The organism is Streptomyces sp. NPDC088817, assembly GCF_044750345.1.
Taxonomy (GTDB): domain Bacteria; phylum Actinomycetota; class Actinomycetes; order Streptomycetales; family Streptomycetaceae; genus Streptomyces.
In genome coordinates, this window is sequence record NZ_JBIVJN010000012.1 from 45,654 (window position 1) to 62,467 (window position 16,814).

Annotated in this window: 13 protein-coding genes; 7 read left to right on the forward strand and 6 right to left on the reverse strand. The window is 70.6% G+C overall.

The features are described 5' to 3' along the window. Positions 1-12: 12 nt before the first annotated feature. Together ACIP4X_RS22300 and ACIP4X_RS22305 are read right to left on the reverse strand one after the other, a co-directional pair. On the reverse strand, positions 13-2,784 hold the full coding sequence (locus ACIP4X_RS22300) for an ExeM/NucH family extracellular endonuclease (RefSeq protein WP_358729942.1): 2,772 nt from the start codon (positions 2,782-2,784) through the stop codon (positions 13-15). Between the two features lie 317 nt (positions 2,785-3,101). Further along, entirely contained in the window at positions 3,102-4,676 is a 1,575-nt protein-coding gene (locus ACIP4X_RS22305) for an IucA/IucC family protein (protein ID WP_391455253.1), read from the reverse strand. 83 nt (positions 4,677-4,759) lie between these two features. Here ACIP4X_RS22305 and ACIP4X_RS22310 point away from each other — a divergent pair, with 83 nt between their 5' ends. Genes ACIP4X_RS22310 through ACIP4X_RS22320 form a run of 3 tightly spaced genes read left to right on the forward strand, consistent with a single transcriptional unit; the run spans position 4,760 to position 8,388 of the window. Then, positions 4,760-6,292: an IucA/IucC family protein gene (locus ACIP4X_RS22310; protein ID WP_391455255.1), complete on the forward strand. Its 1,533-nt coding sequence runs from the start codon at positions 4,760-4,762 to the stop codon at positions 6,290-6,292. 9 nt (positions 6,293-6,301) lie between these two features. Further along, entirely contained in the window at positions 6,302-7,567 is a 1,266-nt protein-coding gene (locus ACIP4X_RS22315; RefSeq protein ID WP_358729939.1) for a VWA domain-containing protein, read from the forward strand. Then, on the forward strand, positions 7,567-8,388 hold the full coding sequence (locus ACIP4X_RS22320; protein ID WP_391455258.1) for a hypothetical protein: 822 nt from the start codon (positions 7,567-7,569) through the stop codon (positions 8,386-8,388). Before ACIP4X_RS22315 ends, ACIP4X_RS22320 begins: the two co-directional genes overlap by 1 nt. Positions 8,389-8,449: 61 nt before the next feature. Here the strand turns inward: ACIP4X_RS22320 and ACIP4X_RS22325 are convergent, their stop codons facing one another. Continuing rightward, positions 8,450-9,094, reverse strand: a complete 645-nt coding sequence (locus ACIP4X_RS22325) for a winged helix-turn-helix transcriptional regulator (RefSeq protein WP_401350155.1) — start codon at positions 9,092-9,094, stop codon at positions 8,450-8,452. Between the two features lie 86 nt (positions 9,095-9,180). Between ACIP4X_RS22325 and ACIP4X_RS22330 the strand changes: the two genes are divergently transcribed. Next, positions 9,181-10,389, forward strand: a complete 1,209-nt coding sequence (locus ACIP4X_RS22330; protein WP_401350158.1) for a pyridoxal phosphate-dependent aminotransferase — start codon at positions 9,181-9,183, stop codon at positions 10,387-10,389. A gap of 113 nt (positions 10,390-10,502) precedes the next feature. On the opposite strand, the gene ACIP4X_RS22335 is transcribed toward ACIP4X_RS22330, so the two are convergent. Continuing rightward, entirely contained in the window at positions 10,503-11,750 is a 1,248-nt protein-coding gene (locus ACIP4X_RS22335) for an RNA-guided endonuclease InsQ/TnpB family protein (protein ID WP_401350354.1), read from the reverse strand. A 441-nt stretch (positions 11,751-12,191) separates the two neighbouring features. Between ACIP4X_RS22335 and ACIP4X_RS22340 the strand changes: the two genes are divergently transcribed. Then, positions 12,192-12,737, forward strand: a complete 546-nt coding sequence (locus tag ACIP4X_RS22340) for a 2'-5' RNA ligase family protein (RefSeq protein ID WP_401350160.1) — start codon at positions 12,192-12,194, stop codon at positions 12,735-12,737. A 136-nt stretch (positions 12,738-12,873) separates the two neighbouring features. Here the strand turns inward: ACIP4X_RS22340 and ACIP4X_RS22345 are convergent, their stop codons facing one another. Further along, positions 12,874-13,671, reverse strand: a complete 798-nt coding sequence (locus ACIP4X_RS22345; protein ID WP_401350163.1) for a DUF5707 domain-containing protein — start codon at positions 13,669-13,671, stop codon at positions 12,874-12,876. A gap of 405 nt (positions 13,672-14,076) precedes the next feature. On the opposite strand from ACIP4X_RS22345, the gene ACIP4X_RS22350 reads away from it, so the two are divergent. After that, complete coding sequence (locus tag ACIP4X_RS22350; RefSeq protein WP_391459428.1) at positions 14,077-14,682, forward strand: histidine phosphatase family protein; 606 nt, start codon at positions 14,077-14,079, stop codon at positions 14,680-14,682. Between the two features lie 85 nt (positions 14,683-14,767). Next, entirely contained in the window at positions 14,768-15,406 is a 639-nt protein-coding gene (locus tag ACIP4X_RS22355; RefSeq protein ID WP_391459430.1) for a hypothetical protein, read from the forward strand. A gap of 55 nt (positions 15,407-15,461) precedes the next feature. Here ACIP4X_RS22355 and ACIP4X_RS22360 read toward each other — a convergent pair whose 3' ends face one another. Beyond that, positions 15,462-16,793: a solute carrier family 23 protein gene (locus ACIP4X_RS22360; RefSeq protein ID WP_391459578.1), complete on the reverse strand. Its 1,332-nt coding sequence runs from the start codon at positions 16,791-16,793 to the stop codon at positions 15,462-15,464. Positions 16,794-16,814 lie beyond the last annotated feature (21 nt).

Below are 16,814 nucleotides of genomic sequence, written 5' to 3' on the forward strand. Positions count from 1 at the left end.
CGCTTTCCCGTCCTACTTGGTGGTGACCGTCACCGACGCGTCAGCCGTCCCGGCGAGCACCTTGGCGTCACCGGAGTACTTCACCGTCACGGTGTGCGTGCCCGCCTTGCGGAACACCGGCAGCTTGACGTTCGCCACGCCGCCGCTGAGCTTGGCGCCGCACGTCCGGCCGTCGACGGTCACCGTGACGGTGCCGGTCGGCTTGGCGCCGGCGGCCGTGACCGTCACGTGCGCCATGGCCTCGGTCTTGTTCACCACGACCTTGTTCGGGGTGACCTTGAGGCCGACCTTGGAGGCGATCTTCCCGGACTCCGAGCGCGTGTTGAGGCCGACGACGACGGGGTCGTGGTCGGAGGCCGAGAACGGGTCGTCGGCGTTGAAGAGCTGCGTGACGTTGTAGTTGTAGCGGCTGTAGTTGTAGGCGACCGACTCCTGGGCGTTGATCTGCCAGACCGTCGCGCCGGTGACCATCGACCGCGCGGCCGGGCTGGCGACGATGTGATCGAGGGTGCCCTGGAGGCCGTGGAAGGCGTAGGAGTAGTGGTCCGGGTCGTACGCCGACCCGAGGTCGCTGTAGCCCTGGCTGTACAGGTACTCCATCGGGTCCTCGTGGTTGTAGGCGTTGAAGTCGCCGACGAGGAACACCTTGTCCGTCTTCAGCGCCTGCGCCTGCTCCTGCGCGAAGCCGAGCATGTCGTGCGCCTGGTGCGTGCGCGTCTCGTTGTAGGCGCCCTGGTTGTAGGCGGGGCGGGGGTCCTCCTTGTCGCCGGGGTAGAGACCGGCGCCGGTTCCGCCCTTCGACTTCAGGTGGTTGGCCACGACCAGGAAGGCGTCGGAGTCGTTGGTGCCGAAGGCCTTGAAGCCCTGGGCCAGCGGCTCGCGCGCGATGGAGAAGTCCTGACCGGGACCGGAGAGGTCCTTCAGGATGTGCGAGACCCCCACCGGGGAGACGTCGGCCGGCTTGTAGATGAACGCGGTCCGGATGACGTCCTCGGCGCTCACCGCAGGCCGGTCCACGGCCGCCGGCGACGGAGTGAAGGCCCAGGTGCCAGCGCCCGCCTTGGCGTTGAGGGCGTCGACCAGGCCCGCGAGCGCCGTGTCGCGGTCCTGCCCGAACTTGGCCGAGTTCTCGACCTCCTCCAGCGAGACCACGCTGGCCCCGAGACCGTTGATGCCGGTGACGATCTTGCTCTGCTGGCGCTTGAAGCTGACCTCGTCGGCGGCACCGCGCGGGCCGGTGGCACCGCAGTCGTTGACCGCGATGTGGTTGCCCTGGCGGTCGTTGTAGAAGGAGCACTTCCCCAGGCCCTTGGCGATGTACAGGTCGCCCGTCATCGGGAAGTAGTTCTGCACGTTGAAGGTCGCGAGGCGGACCTCGCCGCCCACGGCCGCCGGCTTCGCCTTCTGGGCGCGCGTGTCGGAGAAGGTGACGATGTCCGTGCCGGCGCCCTTGACCTGGCCGGTCGGCTGGAAGTTCCACAGCGAGTTGCGGTACTCCAGGACCACGGGCTTGTGGAAGGTCACCTTGGCGCCCACGCTGACCGAGTTGTCGGCGGTGAGCCAGGGCAGCGGGTCGCTGGCGGCGGCGCCGGTGGCGGTGTAGCCGACGCTCGCTCCGTCATCGAGAGTGATGGCGTGGGAGGCGTTGTAGTCGGCGGCCTGCTGCGCGGCGTCGCTGCCGGCGGTGCCCGCGTCCGTCGGCTGGCGCAGCATCTTGTTGCCGGCGGCCAGCCCGATCTGCCCGTAGAAGTTGGTGTTGTAGTTGTCCGTCACCGTGAAGTCGCCCTGGGGCGCGATGAGCTCGCCTTCGTGCGCCTCCTTCTGGGCGTCCGTCTCCAGGTCGCTCCACGCGATCCTGAGGGGCGTGACGGACGGCAGCGGGGTGGACAGCTTCGTGACGGCCGGGAAGATGATCTCGGTGGTGCCCGCGAACTCCTGGACCGTACCGCGCACCTGGACGCTGTCGCCGATGGCCACGGTGCCGGCGGCCTGCGACCCGTAGACGAACACGGCGTCCGAGGCTCCCGGGGTCTTGTCGTCGGCGACGGTGCCGCCGGAGCCTCCCGTCTGGATGTAGAAGCCGTTGAACCCGCCGGTCGCGTACACCGCCGTGACGACACCCTCGGTGGTGACCGTCTTGCCCGCCAGCGGCGAGGTGTCGGTGTTGGTGCCCTGGATCTCGGCGATCGTCACCTCGCCGGCGTCACCACCCGAGCCGTCGCCGCCCGAGCCGCCGTCGCCGGGCGCGTTGCCCGAGTTCTTGGGGGCGGGCTGACGAGTGGTGAAGTCGACGCTGTTGTTGTCCGTGTCCACACCAGGGGTCACGCGAGTGACGGCCGTGGTGTTGCTCGGCGCGGGAGCGGCCGCGCCCTCGACGACCGAGGCGGTGCCGAAGCCGACCGTGTCGATGACGGCACTGGCGGCGTCGTTCAGCGTCACCGAGCCGTCGGTCGCCGACATCGCCAGCTGACCGCTCACGTCGGGTGTGGGCAGCGGCGTGGTGCCGCCGGTGCCCTTCGCCTCCTGGACCAGGTAGTAGCCGTGGGCCGGCACGCTGCCGGAGAGGGCCGTCGTCCCGCCGAGGTTGCCCTTGGCGCTGAAGTACGACACCGACCAGCCGCTCACGCTGACGGCCGCGTCGGTCGGGTTGAAGAGCTCTATGTAGTCATTGGTGTAGGTGGAGCCGGAGTTGCCGCCCCCGCCGTACACCTCGTTGATCACCAGTGCGGTACCGGCCGGGTTGGCGTCGGCAGGCCCCGCGAGGAAGCTGCTGAGACCGGTCACGGCAAGCACGATGCCGGTGGCCCGGACCAGAGTCCGACGGGACCGGGAGTTCCTCGGAAGAGGAAGAGACATGGAGTCGCTCCTGAAATTGGAGAACGGCGGCACGGGGCAACTGGAACCCGGGTACGACCGAACAAGGCGAAGCGAGTAAAACCGTGACTCCCGGCCGGTATCCCAACGGCGGGTGAACGGTTTGTCTCGATCTCTCCAAAACCAGGACGGCTGCATGAGGGGGCGTCAGAATTGCGCGGCTGAGCACGCCTTGACCCACGGGCGGCCGTCACGCGCCGGAGCGCCGTTCGCCGCACCCGCCGGGGTCAGCGCGGGATTCGGGTGGTGACCAGCGGGTTCGGCAGCGGCTGGTAACGGGCCGCCGCGCCGTCCGCGCCCGTCCAGCGCAGCAGCAGGTTCGTCTTGCCGGGCACGGTGGGCGAGGTGAGCAGGGCGGCGGCCTCGGGCAGCTCCTGGCGGGCCAGTTCGCGGCGGGCGGCGGGCCAGGGGTCGAGGCCCGGGTGGCGTTCGGCGAGGGCGGCGGCGATCTCACCGAGATGGTTGACGACCAGGCAGTACACCAGCCGCTCCCATCCGGCGGCCCGGGGGACGTCCGGCACCAGCTTGACGCCCTCCGCGTCCCGGAAGAGCGCCTGCACGGGCATGCCGTCGGCGTCCACGGCGATCAGCGAGTTCTGCAGATGGGCCTCAAGGACGACGCCGTGCCGGGCGAAGGCCCCGAGGGCGGGGGGTACGACCTGGCGCAGATACGCCTCCCACCACAGTGCCGGGTCCACCGGGCCGTCCAGCGGGTTGCCGCCGAAGCCCTCGGCCAGGGCGGCGGCGAGCAGCGGGGTCGACCCGGGCACCAGGTGCTCGCCGAGTCCGTCGCGGACGACGACGGCGAGTTCCTCGAAGGCGAACGCGGCGGTGCGGTAGCCGCGGTCGGACAGCCAGGCCGCCGGGCCCGGCAGCCGGCCGAACGCGGTCACGACGGCCGTGTCGGTGCGGCGCAGCTCGCGCAGGTCGCGCCGCCACAGCCGTCGTACGTCGTTGGTGATCCGTACGTCCAGGCTGAACTTCAGGAAGAGGTCCGCGTCGGGGATATGGACGGTGCGGACGGCCGCCGTGGGCCACACCGCGCGGTCCGTCGTGCCCAGCCGCAGCAGCCGCCCGTCGGTGAAGGCCCCGGCCAGGTCGCGGCCGACCAGGTCGAGCTGCCAGGGGTGGGCGGGCAGCAGGCGGTAGCCGGGCGGGGCCTGGCCCAGCGCGCCGAGCGCCGAGGTGTCGCCCTCCTCGACGGCCACGTCCTCGCGCACCCCGAGCAGCACCAGCGGGAAGCGGGCGTGCGCCTCGGGCGCGTACGGCAGCCAGGAGGCGACCGGGCCGCCCCCGCGCGCCTTGGGCGCCGGATGGTACGGGTGGCCGGTGACGAGCGACTGCTCGGAGCGGACGTACGGGTCCTCGGGCACGGGCGCGCGGTCGCGGGCGGCGAGCAGCGCCGCCACCGCCTCCCGGCTGTCGATCATCTCGGCGGGCAGTTCGTCGTTGGACAGGCCCGTGTACCGGCGCAGCTCCTCGGTCACGAGTTTGACCAGTTCCGGGTGGCCGATCCGCTGCCAGCCGTCCGCTGCGTACACCTCCGGCGCGGTGGGCCGCCGCCCGCCGCGCACCCGCAGCAGCCGGCCTCCGCCCGGCAGCCGGTACGTGCGGGACCCGTCCGAGTCCCGGCACGGCTGCGCGACCTCGCGGAGCAGGCAGTTCAGCAGGGGCGCGGCCGCGTACGCGTCGGCGCGCTCCGCGAGGTCGCCTGTCAGGGACGCGATGTCGCCGGTGTCAGGCGCGGTGCCGTCGGTGGGGGGCGTGAACTCCATGCGTTTTACTCGGTCCGTTCGGTCCATAAGTCCACACGGTGCGAAGGTGATCAGTATGTCTGCCCGGCGCGCGCCGACCTGACGCCCGCCCGTATCGGAGGAGTCCGACCGTGCACCGTCCCCCAGCCACCGAGACCGAGGTCGCCGAGGAGCTGGCCGCCGTGCGGCCCGACCTGGCCCCACGGTACGCGGCGCGGCTGCGCGGCGCGCGGGCCGCCGTACTGACCCGGCTGTGGCGGGCGCTCGCCCATGAGCCGCTGCCGTGGATCACCGGCCGGGAGCGCACGCGGAACGCGCTCGTCCTGCGGCTGCGCGACGGCCGCCTGCTGGAGGGTCCGCCACCGGACCCGTACGCCACCTCCGGGTACGTCACGGCCGTACGTCTGGCCGGGACGGTCCACGAGGATCCGGCGCGACTGATGCGCGACCTCGCCGTGCCGCACGGCGGCTCCCTCGCCGCCGAACTGGGACACAGTGTCGCCTCGCTGGCGCTGTCGCGGGCCGACCAGCCGCCCGAGGGGGCGGCCTCCCCACGGGAGTGGCCGGTGACGGACTGGCAGTGGGAGCAGCGGGTCGTCGACGGTCACCCGTTCCACCCCAACTGCCGTTCCCGGCCGGGTTTCTCGGTCGCCGAGCAGCTCGCGTACGGGCCCGAGCACCGGCCGTCGGTCGAGCTGGGCCTGCTACCCGTCCCGGAGCGGGACTGCCTGGTGAGCGGGGCGTGGCCGGAGGATCTGCGGGACGGCGGGCGGCTGCTGATCCCCGTGCATCCCTGGCAGGCGGCGCACGTGCTCGAGCAGCCCCGTGCGGAACGTGTCCTCGCGGCGCATCCGCTGATGTCGCTGCGGACGCTGGCCGTGCCCGGCGGACCGCATGTCAAGACCTCGCTCAGCGCCCGGCTGACGTCCTCGGTCCGGGACATCTCGGTCGGCTCGGTGACCGCCTCCGCCGCCCTGTCGGACTTCGCCGTGGACCTGGCGGCCCGCACGGACGGCCTGCTGCACATCACCCGCACACTGGGCGCGGCCACCGCGGGCTCCCCCGAACTGGCCGCCCTGTGGCGCGAGTCGCCGCGGACGTACGCGGCGCCCGGGGAGCATGTCGTGCCGGTGGCGGCGCTGCCCACCACGGACCTGCCCGACTCGCCCGCCTGGATGCGGGAGTTCACGCGGCTGGCGCTGACCGTCGGCCTGCATCTGCTGGAGCTGGGGGTGGCCCTGGAGGCGCACGGCCAGAACCTGCTCGTGGTGCTGTCCGGGTCCGGCTCCCCGCTGCGGCTGGTCTACCGCGACCTCGCCGACATCCGGATCAGTCCCGCCCGGCTCTCCCGGCACGGTATCGCCGTACCGGAGTTGCCGGCCCGGAACCTCACCGACGACCCGACCGCCCTGCGCCGCAAGCTGTTCGGCTCGCTGGTGGCGGGCGCGCTGGCGGGAACGGCCGGATCGGCGGCGGCGCTGCGGGCCGCGCTGGAGCCGGCCGTAGGGGAGCTGCCGCGCACCCCGGACCTCGTCGCGCTGCGCGAACAGCCTGTTCCGGCCAAGGCGTTGACGCTGATGCGGCTGTCTCCCGGCACCCCCGGCGACCAGTGGACCGTGCTGCCCAACCCGCTCGTTTTGGTCCCCGGCGCGTCGGATCAATAAGATCCGCCGATGATCACAAGACAACGGCTGGCGGCGGGAGTCTGTGCTCTGCTCGCCGCCCTGACGGTGGGGATGGCCTTTCCCACCGGTGCGGTAGCCGACGAGACGGAGGGGCAGGACGCCCCGAAGGTCGAACTCGTCCTGGATGTCAGCGGGTCCATGCGGACCCGGGACATGGACGGCGGGTCGCGGATGGCCGCGGCCAAGCAGGCGTTCAACGAGGTGCTCGACGCGACCCCGGAGGAGGTCCAGCTCGGAATCCGCACCCTCGGTGCCAACTACCCCGGCAACGACCGGCAGACGGGCTGCAAGGACACCGCCCAGCTCTACCCGGTGGGCCCGCTGAACCGGACCGAGGCCAAGACGGCGGTGGCGACGCTGGTGCCGACCGGCTGGACCCCGATCGGACCGGCGCTGCAGAAGGCGGCCACCGACCTCGACGGCGGCAACGGCATGCGCCGGATCGTCCTGATCACCGACGGTGAGGACACCTGCCAGCCGCTGGACCCGTGCGAGGTGGCCCGCGAGATAGCGGCCAAGGGCATCGGTCTGACCATCGACACCCTCGGCCTGGTGCCCGACGCCAAGACCCGCGACCAGCTCATCTGCATCGCGGAGGCGACCGGCGGCACCTACACCTCCGTGCAGCACAAGGAGGAACTCAGCGACCGCGTCGGCCAGTTGGTCGACCGGGCGGCCGACCCGGTGGTGACGCCGGTGGCCGCGGAGGGCGCCACCGAGTGCGCGAAGGCTCCGACGCTCAAGTCCGGTCTCTACACCGACCGTGAGGAGTTCGGGCAGCAGCGCTGGTACCGGGTGGACGTCAACCCGGGTCAGGAGCTGCGGGCCTCGGTGAGCGTCGCCGCGGACCGTGCCGTCGACCCCGACTACGGCCTGCTGGTGCGCGCCGTGACGGAGCATGGCCGGGAGATCGTACGCGGCGAGGCGGCGGGCAACGGCCGTACGGACGTGATCTCCACGGGTCTGCGCTACCCGAAGCCGGAGAGCGACGACGAGAGCGCCCCGGCCGAGACCGTGTGCCTTCAGATCACCAACGCCTTCTCGGCGGCCTCCGGGGTGAAGACCACTCCGGGCATGCCGCTGGAGCTGACCGTGGACGTGGTGGACGGTCCGGGCAAGTCGAGCGACGTGGCCTCCTTCGGTCTCGGCCGCGGCTGGTGGCTGCTCGGCGCGCTGGTGCTGACCGGCTTCGTCGCGGGCCTGCTGTGGGGCTGGGTGTCGCGTTGGCGCGTCGCGATCTGGAGGACGAACTGATGCGTATCAACCGTGTGCTGGGCGCCGCACTGCTGGCGCTCGGGCTGGCCGCGGGCCCCGCGGCCGCCGACTCGTCGCCCTCGGCGGACCCGTCCGGCGACAGCGGGGCGCCCAGCCAGGCCGGCACCTCCTTCCGTAGCGCGACCGAGATCGAGCAGGGGCAGCAGGCGACCGCCAACGGCTCCACGGGCGACTACATGTACTGGTCGTTCGCCGCGGACGCCGGGCAGCGCCCCACCGTCAAGGCGACGGTGAAGCTGCCCGACTCGCACGCCTCGCAGACGTGGCAGATCGACGTCTACGACGGTCTGCGGCGCCGCCAGTCCTGCCAGTACGGCGTGCAGACCCGCACCGCGGGCCAGGGCACGGCATCGGTCGACCTGGCCTGCGTGCTGCGCACGGTGCGGGCCTGGGCCGAGCCGTGGGCCAACGACCCGCTGCCGGGCACGTACTACGTGCGGCTGACGGCGGTCGGCCTGCCGGCGTCCGACCTGGGGCTGCCGGTCAGCGCCGAGGTGAAGGCCGAGTCCAAGGAGATCGGCGGCGCGGCCGCGGTCGACGGTTCGCTCGCGCAGCCGCTGACCCCGGGCATCGCGGTCAAGTCCGAGCAGGACAGCGGCGGTTCGAACGACGACGGCGGCAAGAAGAAGTCGGCCGTGCTGTCGAGCATCGAACCCGACGGCGGCTGGTCCTCCGGCTGGTGGTCCGACCGCTGGGTGTGGACCGGCATCGGCGGCGTCCTGGCCGCGCTGGCGGGCATCGGCGGATACGCGCTGACACGCGGATCGGGTCGCCCCTCGCGGATGCCGCCGGGGGTCTGACACACACCTTCGCCCGACACGAACCGTGAAGGCCCGCTCCCCTCGGGGGGCGGGCCTTCGCTCATGCCCCGTTCGCGCGCAGGGCCTTGGCGGCGGGGCCGCCTCCGGTCACCTCGACGCGTCCGTCCCGTAGCGCCTCCGCGAGGCCCAACTCCCCGCGGCTGACGGCCGTGCACGTGGCGGAGTCCAGAGCCAGCCGGGCGTCCGGTTCCTCCGGGGCGGGGCCGTACCCGTAGAGCGCGCCCTCCTCGGCTCCGACGTACAGATGGAAGTCGCCTTCGTCCAGCCGGACTTCGACGACGCCCGCCTCGACTCCGGTCTCTTCCAGGGCCCGCAGCAGGGGCAGCGCGAACCAGTGGGCGCGCAGTGCGTCGGTGGGCCGCCGCTCCCCCAGCTCCGCCTGCCCCCACTCCCCGAGCGCGCGCAGCACGGGCAGCAACTCCCGACCTCGTGATGTGAGTTCGTAGACGTGGGCGGCTCCGGGTGGCGGCAGCCGGCGCCGGGTCGTCAGCCCGTCCCGTTCCATGTCCTTCAGCCGTGAGGCGAGCATGTCCGTGCTCACTCCCGGCAGGTCGGCGTGCAGATCGGTGTAGCGGCGCGGCCCGGCCAGCAACTCCCGGACGATCAGCAGGGTCCAGCGGTCCCCGACGGCATCGAGCGCGCGGGCGGCGGAGCAGAACTGGTCGTAGCTACGTCGAGGCGACATGCGAGGCAGTGTAGACGCGTTGTTGGACTTTCCAAGCTCTCACTTGGTAAAACCAAGCAGGATCAGTCACCGGAGGGATGCGGCGCATGGAGTTCCGGCAGTCGAGCAAGCTCAGCGAGGTCTGTTACGAGATCCGCGGCCCGGTGATCGAGCACGCGGACGCACTGGAGGAGGCCGGCCACAGCGTGCTGCGGCTGAACACCGGCAACCCGGCGCTCTTCGGCTTCGAGGCGCCGGAGGAGATCCTCCAGGACATGATCCGGATGCTGCCGCGGGCGCACGGGTACACCGACTCGCGCGGCATACTCTCCGCCCGCAGGGCCGTCGCCCAGCGCTACCAGACCCTCGGTCTCGAGGTGGACGTCGACGACGTCTTCCTGGGCAACGGCGTCTCGGAACTGGTCTCGATGGCCGTCCAGGCACTGGTCGAGGACGGCGACGAGATCCTCGTCCCCGCCCCGGACTTCCCCCTGTGGACGGCGGTGACGACCCTGGCGGGCGGCAAGGCGGTCCACTACCTGTGCGACGAGCAGGCCGACTGGTACCCGGACCTGGACGACATGGCCGCGAAGATCACCGACCGTACGAAGGCCGTCGTGATCATCAACCCCAACAACCCGACGGGCGCGGTCTACCCCAAGGAGATCCTCGAAGGCATCCTCGACCTCGCCCGCCGCCACGGCCTGATGGTCCTCGCCGACGAGATCTACGACCAGATCCTCTACGACGACGCCGTCCACCACTCCACCGCGGCGCTCGCCCCCGACCTGGTCGTCCTCACCTTCTGCGGCCTGTCCAAGACGTACCGCGTGGCGGGCTTCCGTTCCGGCTGGCTGGTGGTCACCGGCCCCGGACAGCACGCGAAGGACTACCTGGAGGGCCTGACGATGCTGGCCTCCATGCGCCTGTGCGCCAACGCCCCCGCCCAGTACGCCATCCAGGCCGCCCTCGGCGGCCGCCAGTCCATCCGCGAGCTGACCGCGCCGGGCGGCCGGCTGCGCGAACAGCGCGACGTGGCCTGGCGGAAGCTGAACGAGATCCCGGGCGTGACGTGCGTGAAGCCCAGGGGCGCGCTGTACGCGTTCGCCCGCCTGGACCCCAAGGTCCATCCGATCCACGACGACGAGAAATTCGTCCTGGACCTGCTGCTGCGCGAGAAGATCCAGGTGGTGCAGGGAACGGGCTTCAACTGGCCCGCCCCCGACCACTTCCGCATCCTCACGCTCCCCCACGCCGACGTCCTGGACACGGCGATCAGCAGGATCGGCCGGTTCCTCGGCGGCTACCGGCAGTAGGGTCCGGCACCGTGCGGAAACCCCTTCGAGCCCGCCACCCGCGCCGTGCTACGGTCCCGGAGTCGGCCGCGGGACTTCGGCGCGACTTCCGGAACCTGCCTGTCAACTACTCGTCACCGAGGTGACGCGTTTGCACAACGGGCGTCACTGGGTATGACGCTGCGTTTGCGTCCAGCCCCGGCCCGGCGCGTCTGCTCCGGTGCTGGGGCAGGGGCCGTTGACGCAGCCCCGCGTCGCCACAACTCCCACGCTCGGGCGCGGATGTTGCGGGAGCCGTTCCGGTCCGCGTGATCAACGAATCCGCAGGACCGGCACGCGAACCGGGCCTGGCTCACCCGGTTCGCCCTGTCGATGTGCCCGCACTCGGCGCAGGTGCGGGAGGTGTACGCCGGATCGACGTACACCACCGGTACCCCGACCCTGCGGGGCTTGTACGCGATGAACTGCCCGAGCTGGTGGAACGCCCAGGAGTGCAGGGTGGCCCGTTGGGGCTTGCGGAGCCGTACCCGCTCGCGGATGCCCGTCAGATACTCCAGGGCGACCCCGCGAGCGGTGCGTTCTGCCTCGGCCACGACATGCTTCGCGATCTTGTGGTTGATGTCCTTCGCCCGCCGCGCCTCCTTGCGCCGCCGCTTCTTCAGGCGGCGCTTGGCGGACGGGGTGCCCTTCTTTTGCAGCTTCGCCCGCAGCTTGCGTTCCCTGACCCGGGTGCGGTTCAGCTCCCGTCCGGCCATGATCTCGCCGTCGGACGTGGTGGCGATGTTCACGATGCCCAGGTCGACGCCGAGGAAGTCCACCGGATCGGTGTTCGGCGGCTGCTCGGGGACATCGCAGGTGGCGTTCAGGAACCACATGCCGTCCCGCACCAGCAGGTCCGACTCGCCCCGGCGGTAACGGGCCAGGGTGGCCAGCTGTTCGACAGAGGCGGTGAACGCCACGTCCTTCACCCGCCCGGCCGTCGTCCAGATCGAGATCCGCCGCTTGGGTATCTGCCAGGACAGCATCCGGTCGTCGTAGGGCTGCGCACTCTCCGCCCGGAAGGCGATCGGCTTCTCGGCGGCCCTGCGGTAGCGCTTGGAACCCGGCCTGCCCAGATTTCCGGCCTTCAGGTTCGCTCGCAGCGTGGCGTAGGCATCGCAGGTCTTCTTGATCACATGCTGGGCAGCCTGCGCGCCCAGCCCCCACCGCGTTTTGATCTCACGGTAGGCGTGCTCACGCAGCGCGAAGCTCTTCTTCACGTCCTTGTCGAACGCAACGCCGCTCGCCCAAGTCGCCGCCTCATTACAGGCGTGCAGGCTCGCCTCGAGTGCCGCCGCCTGCACGGGCGTAGGCAGCAGCCTCACCTGCACCACCAACTTCACGGTCACCGACCGTAGACTCCCGTGCGAGCGACCATGGCGCGTTCCCCCATCCTCCACCGCACCGAGTGACCCACTCAACTGCGCGTTCGGGTAACCACTACTGACGGCCAAACAGTCCTTCGAGGAGTTGGACGCCGAAGTCGCCGAAGCGAACCGGTCTAAGCCTTCCGGAAGAAGTTCGGCGAAATAGTCCGCCCGCACATGGATGACGCCCACGACGCGTTCCAGGACTCCGCCACCGCCCTGGCGGACCGGGCAGCGTACATGGAACGTGACTTGGGGCGGCATCCCCGGTTTCGTCACGTTCCTCGACGAGCGTCATGTAGCCGCCCGAGGCGAACCGACGTTGACAAACGATGACAGTCGGCGACCATGTAGGCGCACGTCAGACCTCAGTATGTATGGCCGGTTGGCGCGTCACGGATGGTGTTGAGTGTGCGCGTGGACAATCTCGCAGGCGCAACGAAGACGGCAATCATCGCTCCCATACCTGAGGCGGAGGCGGTCGTGGGGCCCTTCCGGCACATCTTTGACCACACGGCATCCTGTCCCGTTCCGGCGCACATCACGGTCCTCTATCCGTTCCTCATGCCTGACCGCATCACCAAGAGCGTGATCGACGATCTGCGAGCATGCTTGGCAACGGTGCCCGCCTTCACCTGCACCTTCTCCCAGGTCGCATGGTTCGGACAGGACGTCATGTGGCTGGCGCCAGACCCCGATGCGCCGTTCCGCGCGCTCACTGAAGCCGGGGTGCGTCAGTTCCCTGAGTGTCCGCCGTACCGGGGAGCACATCCAGACCCGACGCCGCACCTGACTGTCGGGAGCACGCACCTGGCTGATCTCCTCTCCATGCAACAGGCAGCCACGGAATTGGAAGCGGAGCTGCCGATCCAGGCCCGAATCGACCGCGTCCGCTTGATCGCTGGGAGTGACACACCAGGTTCGTGGCACACGGTGAGCGAGTTCACGTTGCCGACCGCATAGCCAGGTTCCAAGCGTGCCCCCCATGCCCCACAGGGAGCTTCGACGACGCGGAGCCACGGAGAACTGCGGAGGTCACGCGGGCGAAGGGCCCAGCCTGCCGAGCCCTTCGGTTCTCTCGCTACTGCGCGCTGCGGAACTACTTCACGTGGACGAAGTCACCAGTGGCGTTGACTGCGGGAGTCGAGGTCGTACCGGCGAAACTCCAGCGCCAGTAGCCGTCCTTCACTGCCTTGACCGTGGTCTTCAGCGTGCCGGTGTTGGAGCTCTTCACCGTCTTGACGGTGGTGTATGTGCTGCTGTTCTTCTTCCGGAACTGGAGTTTGACCGACTGGGACGTGTAGCCCGCGTACTTACGGGTGTCCCAGTCGGCCCGGTCCAGCTTGCCCGTGACCGTAATGGTGCTGCCCTTCTTCACGGGCTTCGGGGAGGCTTTGACCGTCAGCCGTGACAGCCGCTGGAACCTGACCGAGGAGAACTTGTCATTCTCGGTGAAGCTCCCGTCCTTGCCCCATGCTGCGGCGTAGACCCGCCAGGTCGTGGCGTTGGTGTTCCACAGGTATCCGGGATCGACCGTGATGATGAAGGTACAGGTCGAGGTTGTGGCTTTCGCGGACCTGCACTTGGCCCTTTCCCCGTCCGGGTGGAACCCGAAGCCGTACAGATTCGGGTTGCTGTCGCGGCCTCTCCACATGTAGGAGAGAGCGTCCTCGATGCCCGAGGAGTGGGACGCGGTGACGGAAACCGTCTCCTTCTTGGTGGCGGTGGTACCGAGCACGATCGGCTTTCCACTGTTCACAACGACCTTGCTGATCACCGGGGCGGCGTCCGCCCCCGTCAGCGCGAACGATGGGCTGCTCGCATGAGAAACCGGCACGGCGAAGGCGGACAGGGCCAGGGTGCCGGAGACAGCGGCAACAGTGGCGCGAATACGCATTTGTTCCCCAAGTCTGCTCTGTGGGTCTGCTGACCCGACAGACCAGACCTGCTGCGAACGTGAAAGGTTGCACAAGGACGAAATCGTCGCCAAGATCGATTTGAGACGGCCAAATACCCCGCTCCGCCCCGTCAGTCGAACCAGCAACCCCTGGCCAGGTGCGCCGTCCGCGACGGATCTGCCGAGTGCTTGCCGTACCGCTCGATGTGGTCGTGGACAACCTGGTGGTCGCGGTGACAAGTAACCGTCGCCTTGCTCGGCCAACATGCCGTCACGTTCCTCGCCTGCGGCGCGGTGGTGATGTCGCGGTGCCGGTCCGTGCTCCGAAAGTGCCCGGGGCGCGAGGCCCCGCCGTGGGCGCGTGCGTCCGCGGGTGGGCGGGGGCGGGCTCGTAGCCTGGGAGGCATGGGTGATCTCTTTCTCGTACGGCACGGGGAGACCGAGTGGTCGCGGTCCGGGCGCCACACCGGATGGACGGACGTACCGCTCACCGAACACGGGCAGGAAGAGGCGCGGCGGCTGGCGCCGTTGATCCGCTCGTACCGGATCGGGGCGGCCTTCGTCAGCCCCTCGCAGCGGGCGCGGGAGACGGCCGAGCTGATCGGGGTCCACGACGCGCGGGTCGACGCCGATCTGCGGGAGTGGGACTACGGCGGCTACGAGGGCATCACGACCGACGAGATCCAGCGGACGCGTCCCGGCTGGTTCCTGTTCACGGACGGCGTCGCCCCGGGACCGCCGGAGCATCCCGGGGAGAGCGTGGAACAGGTCGGGGAGCGGGCCGACCGGATGCTGGGCAAGGTGGACGCCGCGCTCGCCGACACCGGGGCGGCCGTCCTGCTGGTGGCGCACGGGCACTTCCTGCGGGTGCTCACCGCCCGGCGGCTCGGACTGCCGCCGTCGGCGGGCGCGCTGTTCCAGCTCGCCACGGGCACGGTGGGCCGGCTGGGCACGGAGCACGGGCGGCCGGTGATCGCGGGCTGGAACATCCAGGCGGCGCCTTCGGCGTGAGCGGCTGCGGGTCGTTGTCAGTGCCGGGTCCTACTCTTCGAAGCAGCTGACCGACGACCGTCCGACGATACGGGGAGGCCGCGCCGTGACTCGACCGCCCACCGCCGCGCAGCGCCGCGTCATCGACGCCGCCGACCCCGTGACCGGCCGGCTCAGGGGTACGGAGGCGCAGCTCGCGGCGCTGGTGAAGCGCGGGCTCGCGTTCCGGCACCCGCGCCCGCCGCACGACCATTTCCTCACTCCCGCCGGGCATCGAATACGGGAGGAGAAAGAAGGAGATAAGGAGGAGAAGGCTTCCCCGGCCGGGGAGGCGGCCGACGGTACCGGTGTGTTCTCCGCCCGCGTCGGCGGTGAGGAGGAGCCGTACGACGGTCCCGGGCGGGTGCGCGAGGTGCACAGTGCCTGGCAGGGGCTGCTGGAGCTGCGCCGGATGACCAATCCGGACGGTGCCGTCGAGCGGCCGTGTGGCTGGGAGCGCGCGCATCTGGTGCGGGCCGCCGCGCTCGCCCTGGAGGCGGCGGGGCTGCGGCCCGACGGGCCGGGCGCCGGCGGTTACCGGGTGCGGGCGACCCCGCAGCCGGAGGCGGTCGCGGTGTACGGGCCCGACGGCGCGGCGCTGCGGGCGTGCGCGGCCGCGCTGGAGCGGGCGGGCTGGCAGGCCGGGGAGTACACCGAGCCCCGCACGAGGGCCCGGTACCTGCTGGCCTCGCCGCGCAGGGTGTGAGAGGCAGGGGCACGGCGAAGCCGCCGTACCCCTTTCACCCCGCGTCCCGCGGGGGTCAGCGCACCACCGCGATCTCCTCCCCCGCCTCCATCGGGTGAGTGACGTCCTGGGCGCCCACGGAGCCCGGCTTGCCCAGGTGGTTGAAGACGAAGTTGAGCAGGACGGCCGCGACGCAACCGGTGGAGATGCCGGAGTCGAGGACGATCCGGGCGGTCTCCGGGAAGGCGTGGTAGAAGTTCGGCGCCGTGATCGGGATGATGCCGACGGCGATCGAGACGGCGACGATCAGCACGTTGTTGTCCTTGTCGAGGCCGGCCCGTGCCAGGGTCTGGATGCCGCTGGCGGCGACCGAGCCGAACAGGACCACGCCCGCGCCGCCGAGCACCGGGCGCGGTACGACGGCGATGAGCGAGGCGGCCATCGGACACAGGCCCATCAGGACCAGGAAGCCGCCGCCGAAGGCCACCACGAAGCGGCTGCGGATCCGGGTCATGGCCACCAGGCCGATGTTCTGCGCGAAGGCGCTGCACATGAAGCCGTTGAACAGGGGGCTGAGGGCGGAGCCGAGGGTGTCGGCACGCAGGCCGGCGGCGATCGTCTTCTCGTCGGCCGGGCGTTCCACGATCTCGCCGAGGGCCAGCATGTCGGCGGTGGACTCGGTCATCGAGACCACCATGACCACGCACATCGACAGGATCGCGGCGACCTTGAACTGCGGCGCGCCGAAGTGGAACGGGGTCGGGAAGCCGACCACCCGCGCCTCCGCCACCGGGCCGAAGTCCGTGACCCCGAACGGGATCGCGATGATCGTGCCGGCGACCAGGCCGAGCAGGACCGCGATCTGCTTGACGAAGCCGCGGGTGAAGCGGCGCAGCAGCAGCACGATGACCAGGGTGATGCCGGCGAGGGTGAGGTTGGTCGCCGAGCCGTAGTCGTGCGCGGCCGGATTGGGGCCCTGGGCCCAGCCGAAGGCGACGGGCAGCAGGGAGACGCCGATGAGGGTGATCACGGTGCCGGTGACCACGGGCGGGAAGAAGCGGATCGCCTTGCAGAAGATCGGCGCGGCCAGGAAGCCTAGGACGCCCGCCACGATGACCGCGCCGAAGATGATCGGCAGGGCGTCGGACTTGTCCTTGGTGGAGGCGACGATCGCGGTCATGGGGGCGACACCGGCGAAGGTGACGCCGTTGACGAAGGGGAGCCGGGCGCCGATCTTCCAGATGCCGAGGGTCTGAAGGAACGTGGCGAGACCGGCCGTGAACAGGCAGGCCCCGGTGAGGAAGGTCAGCTCGGTGCCGGACAGGCCGACGGCCGCGCCGACGATCAGGGGCGGGGCGACGACGCCCGCGTACATGGCGGCCACGTGCTGGAGGCCGCTGGTCGCCATCTTCAGGACGGGGAGTTTCTC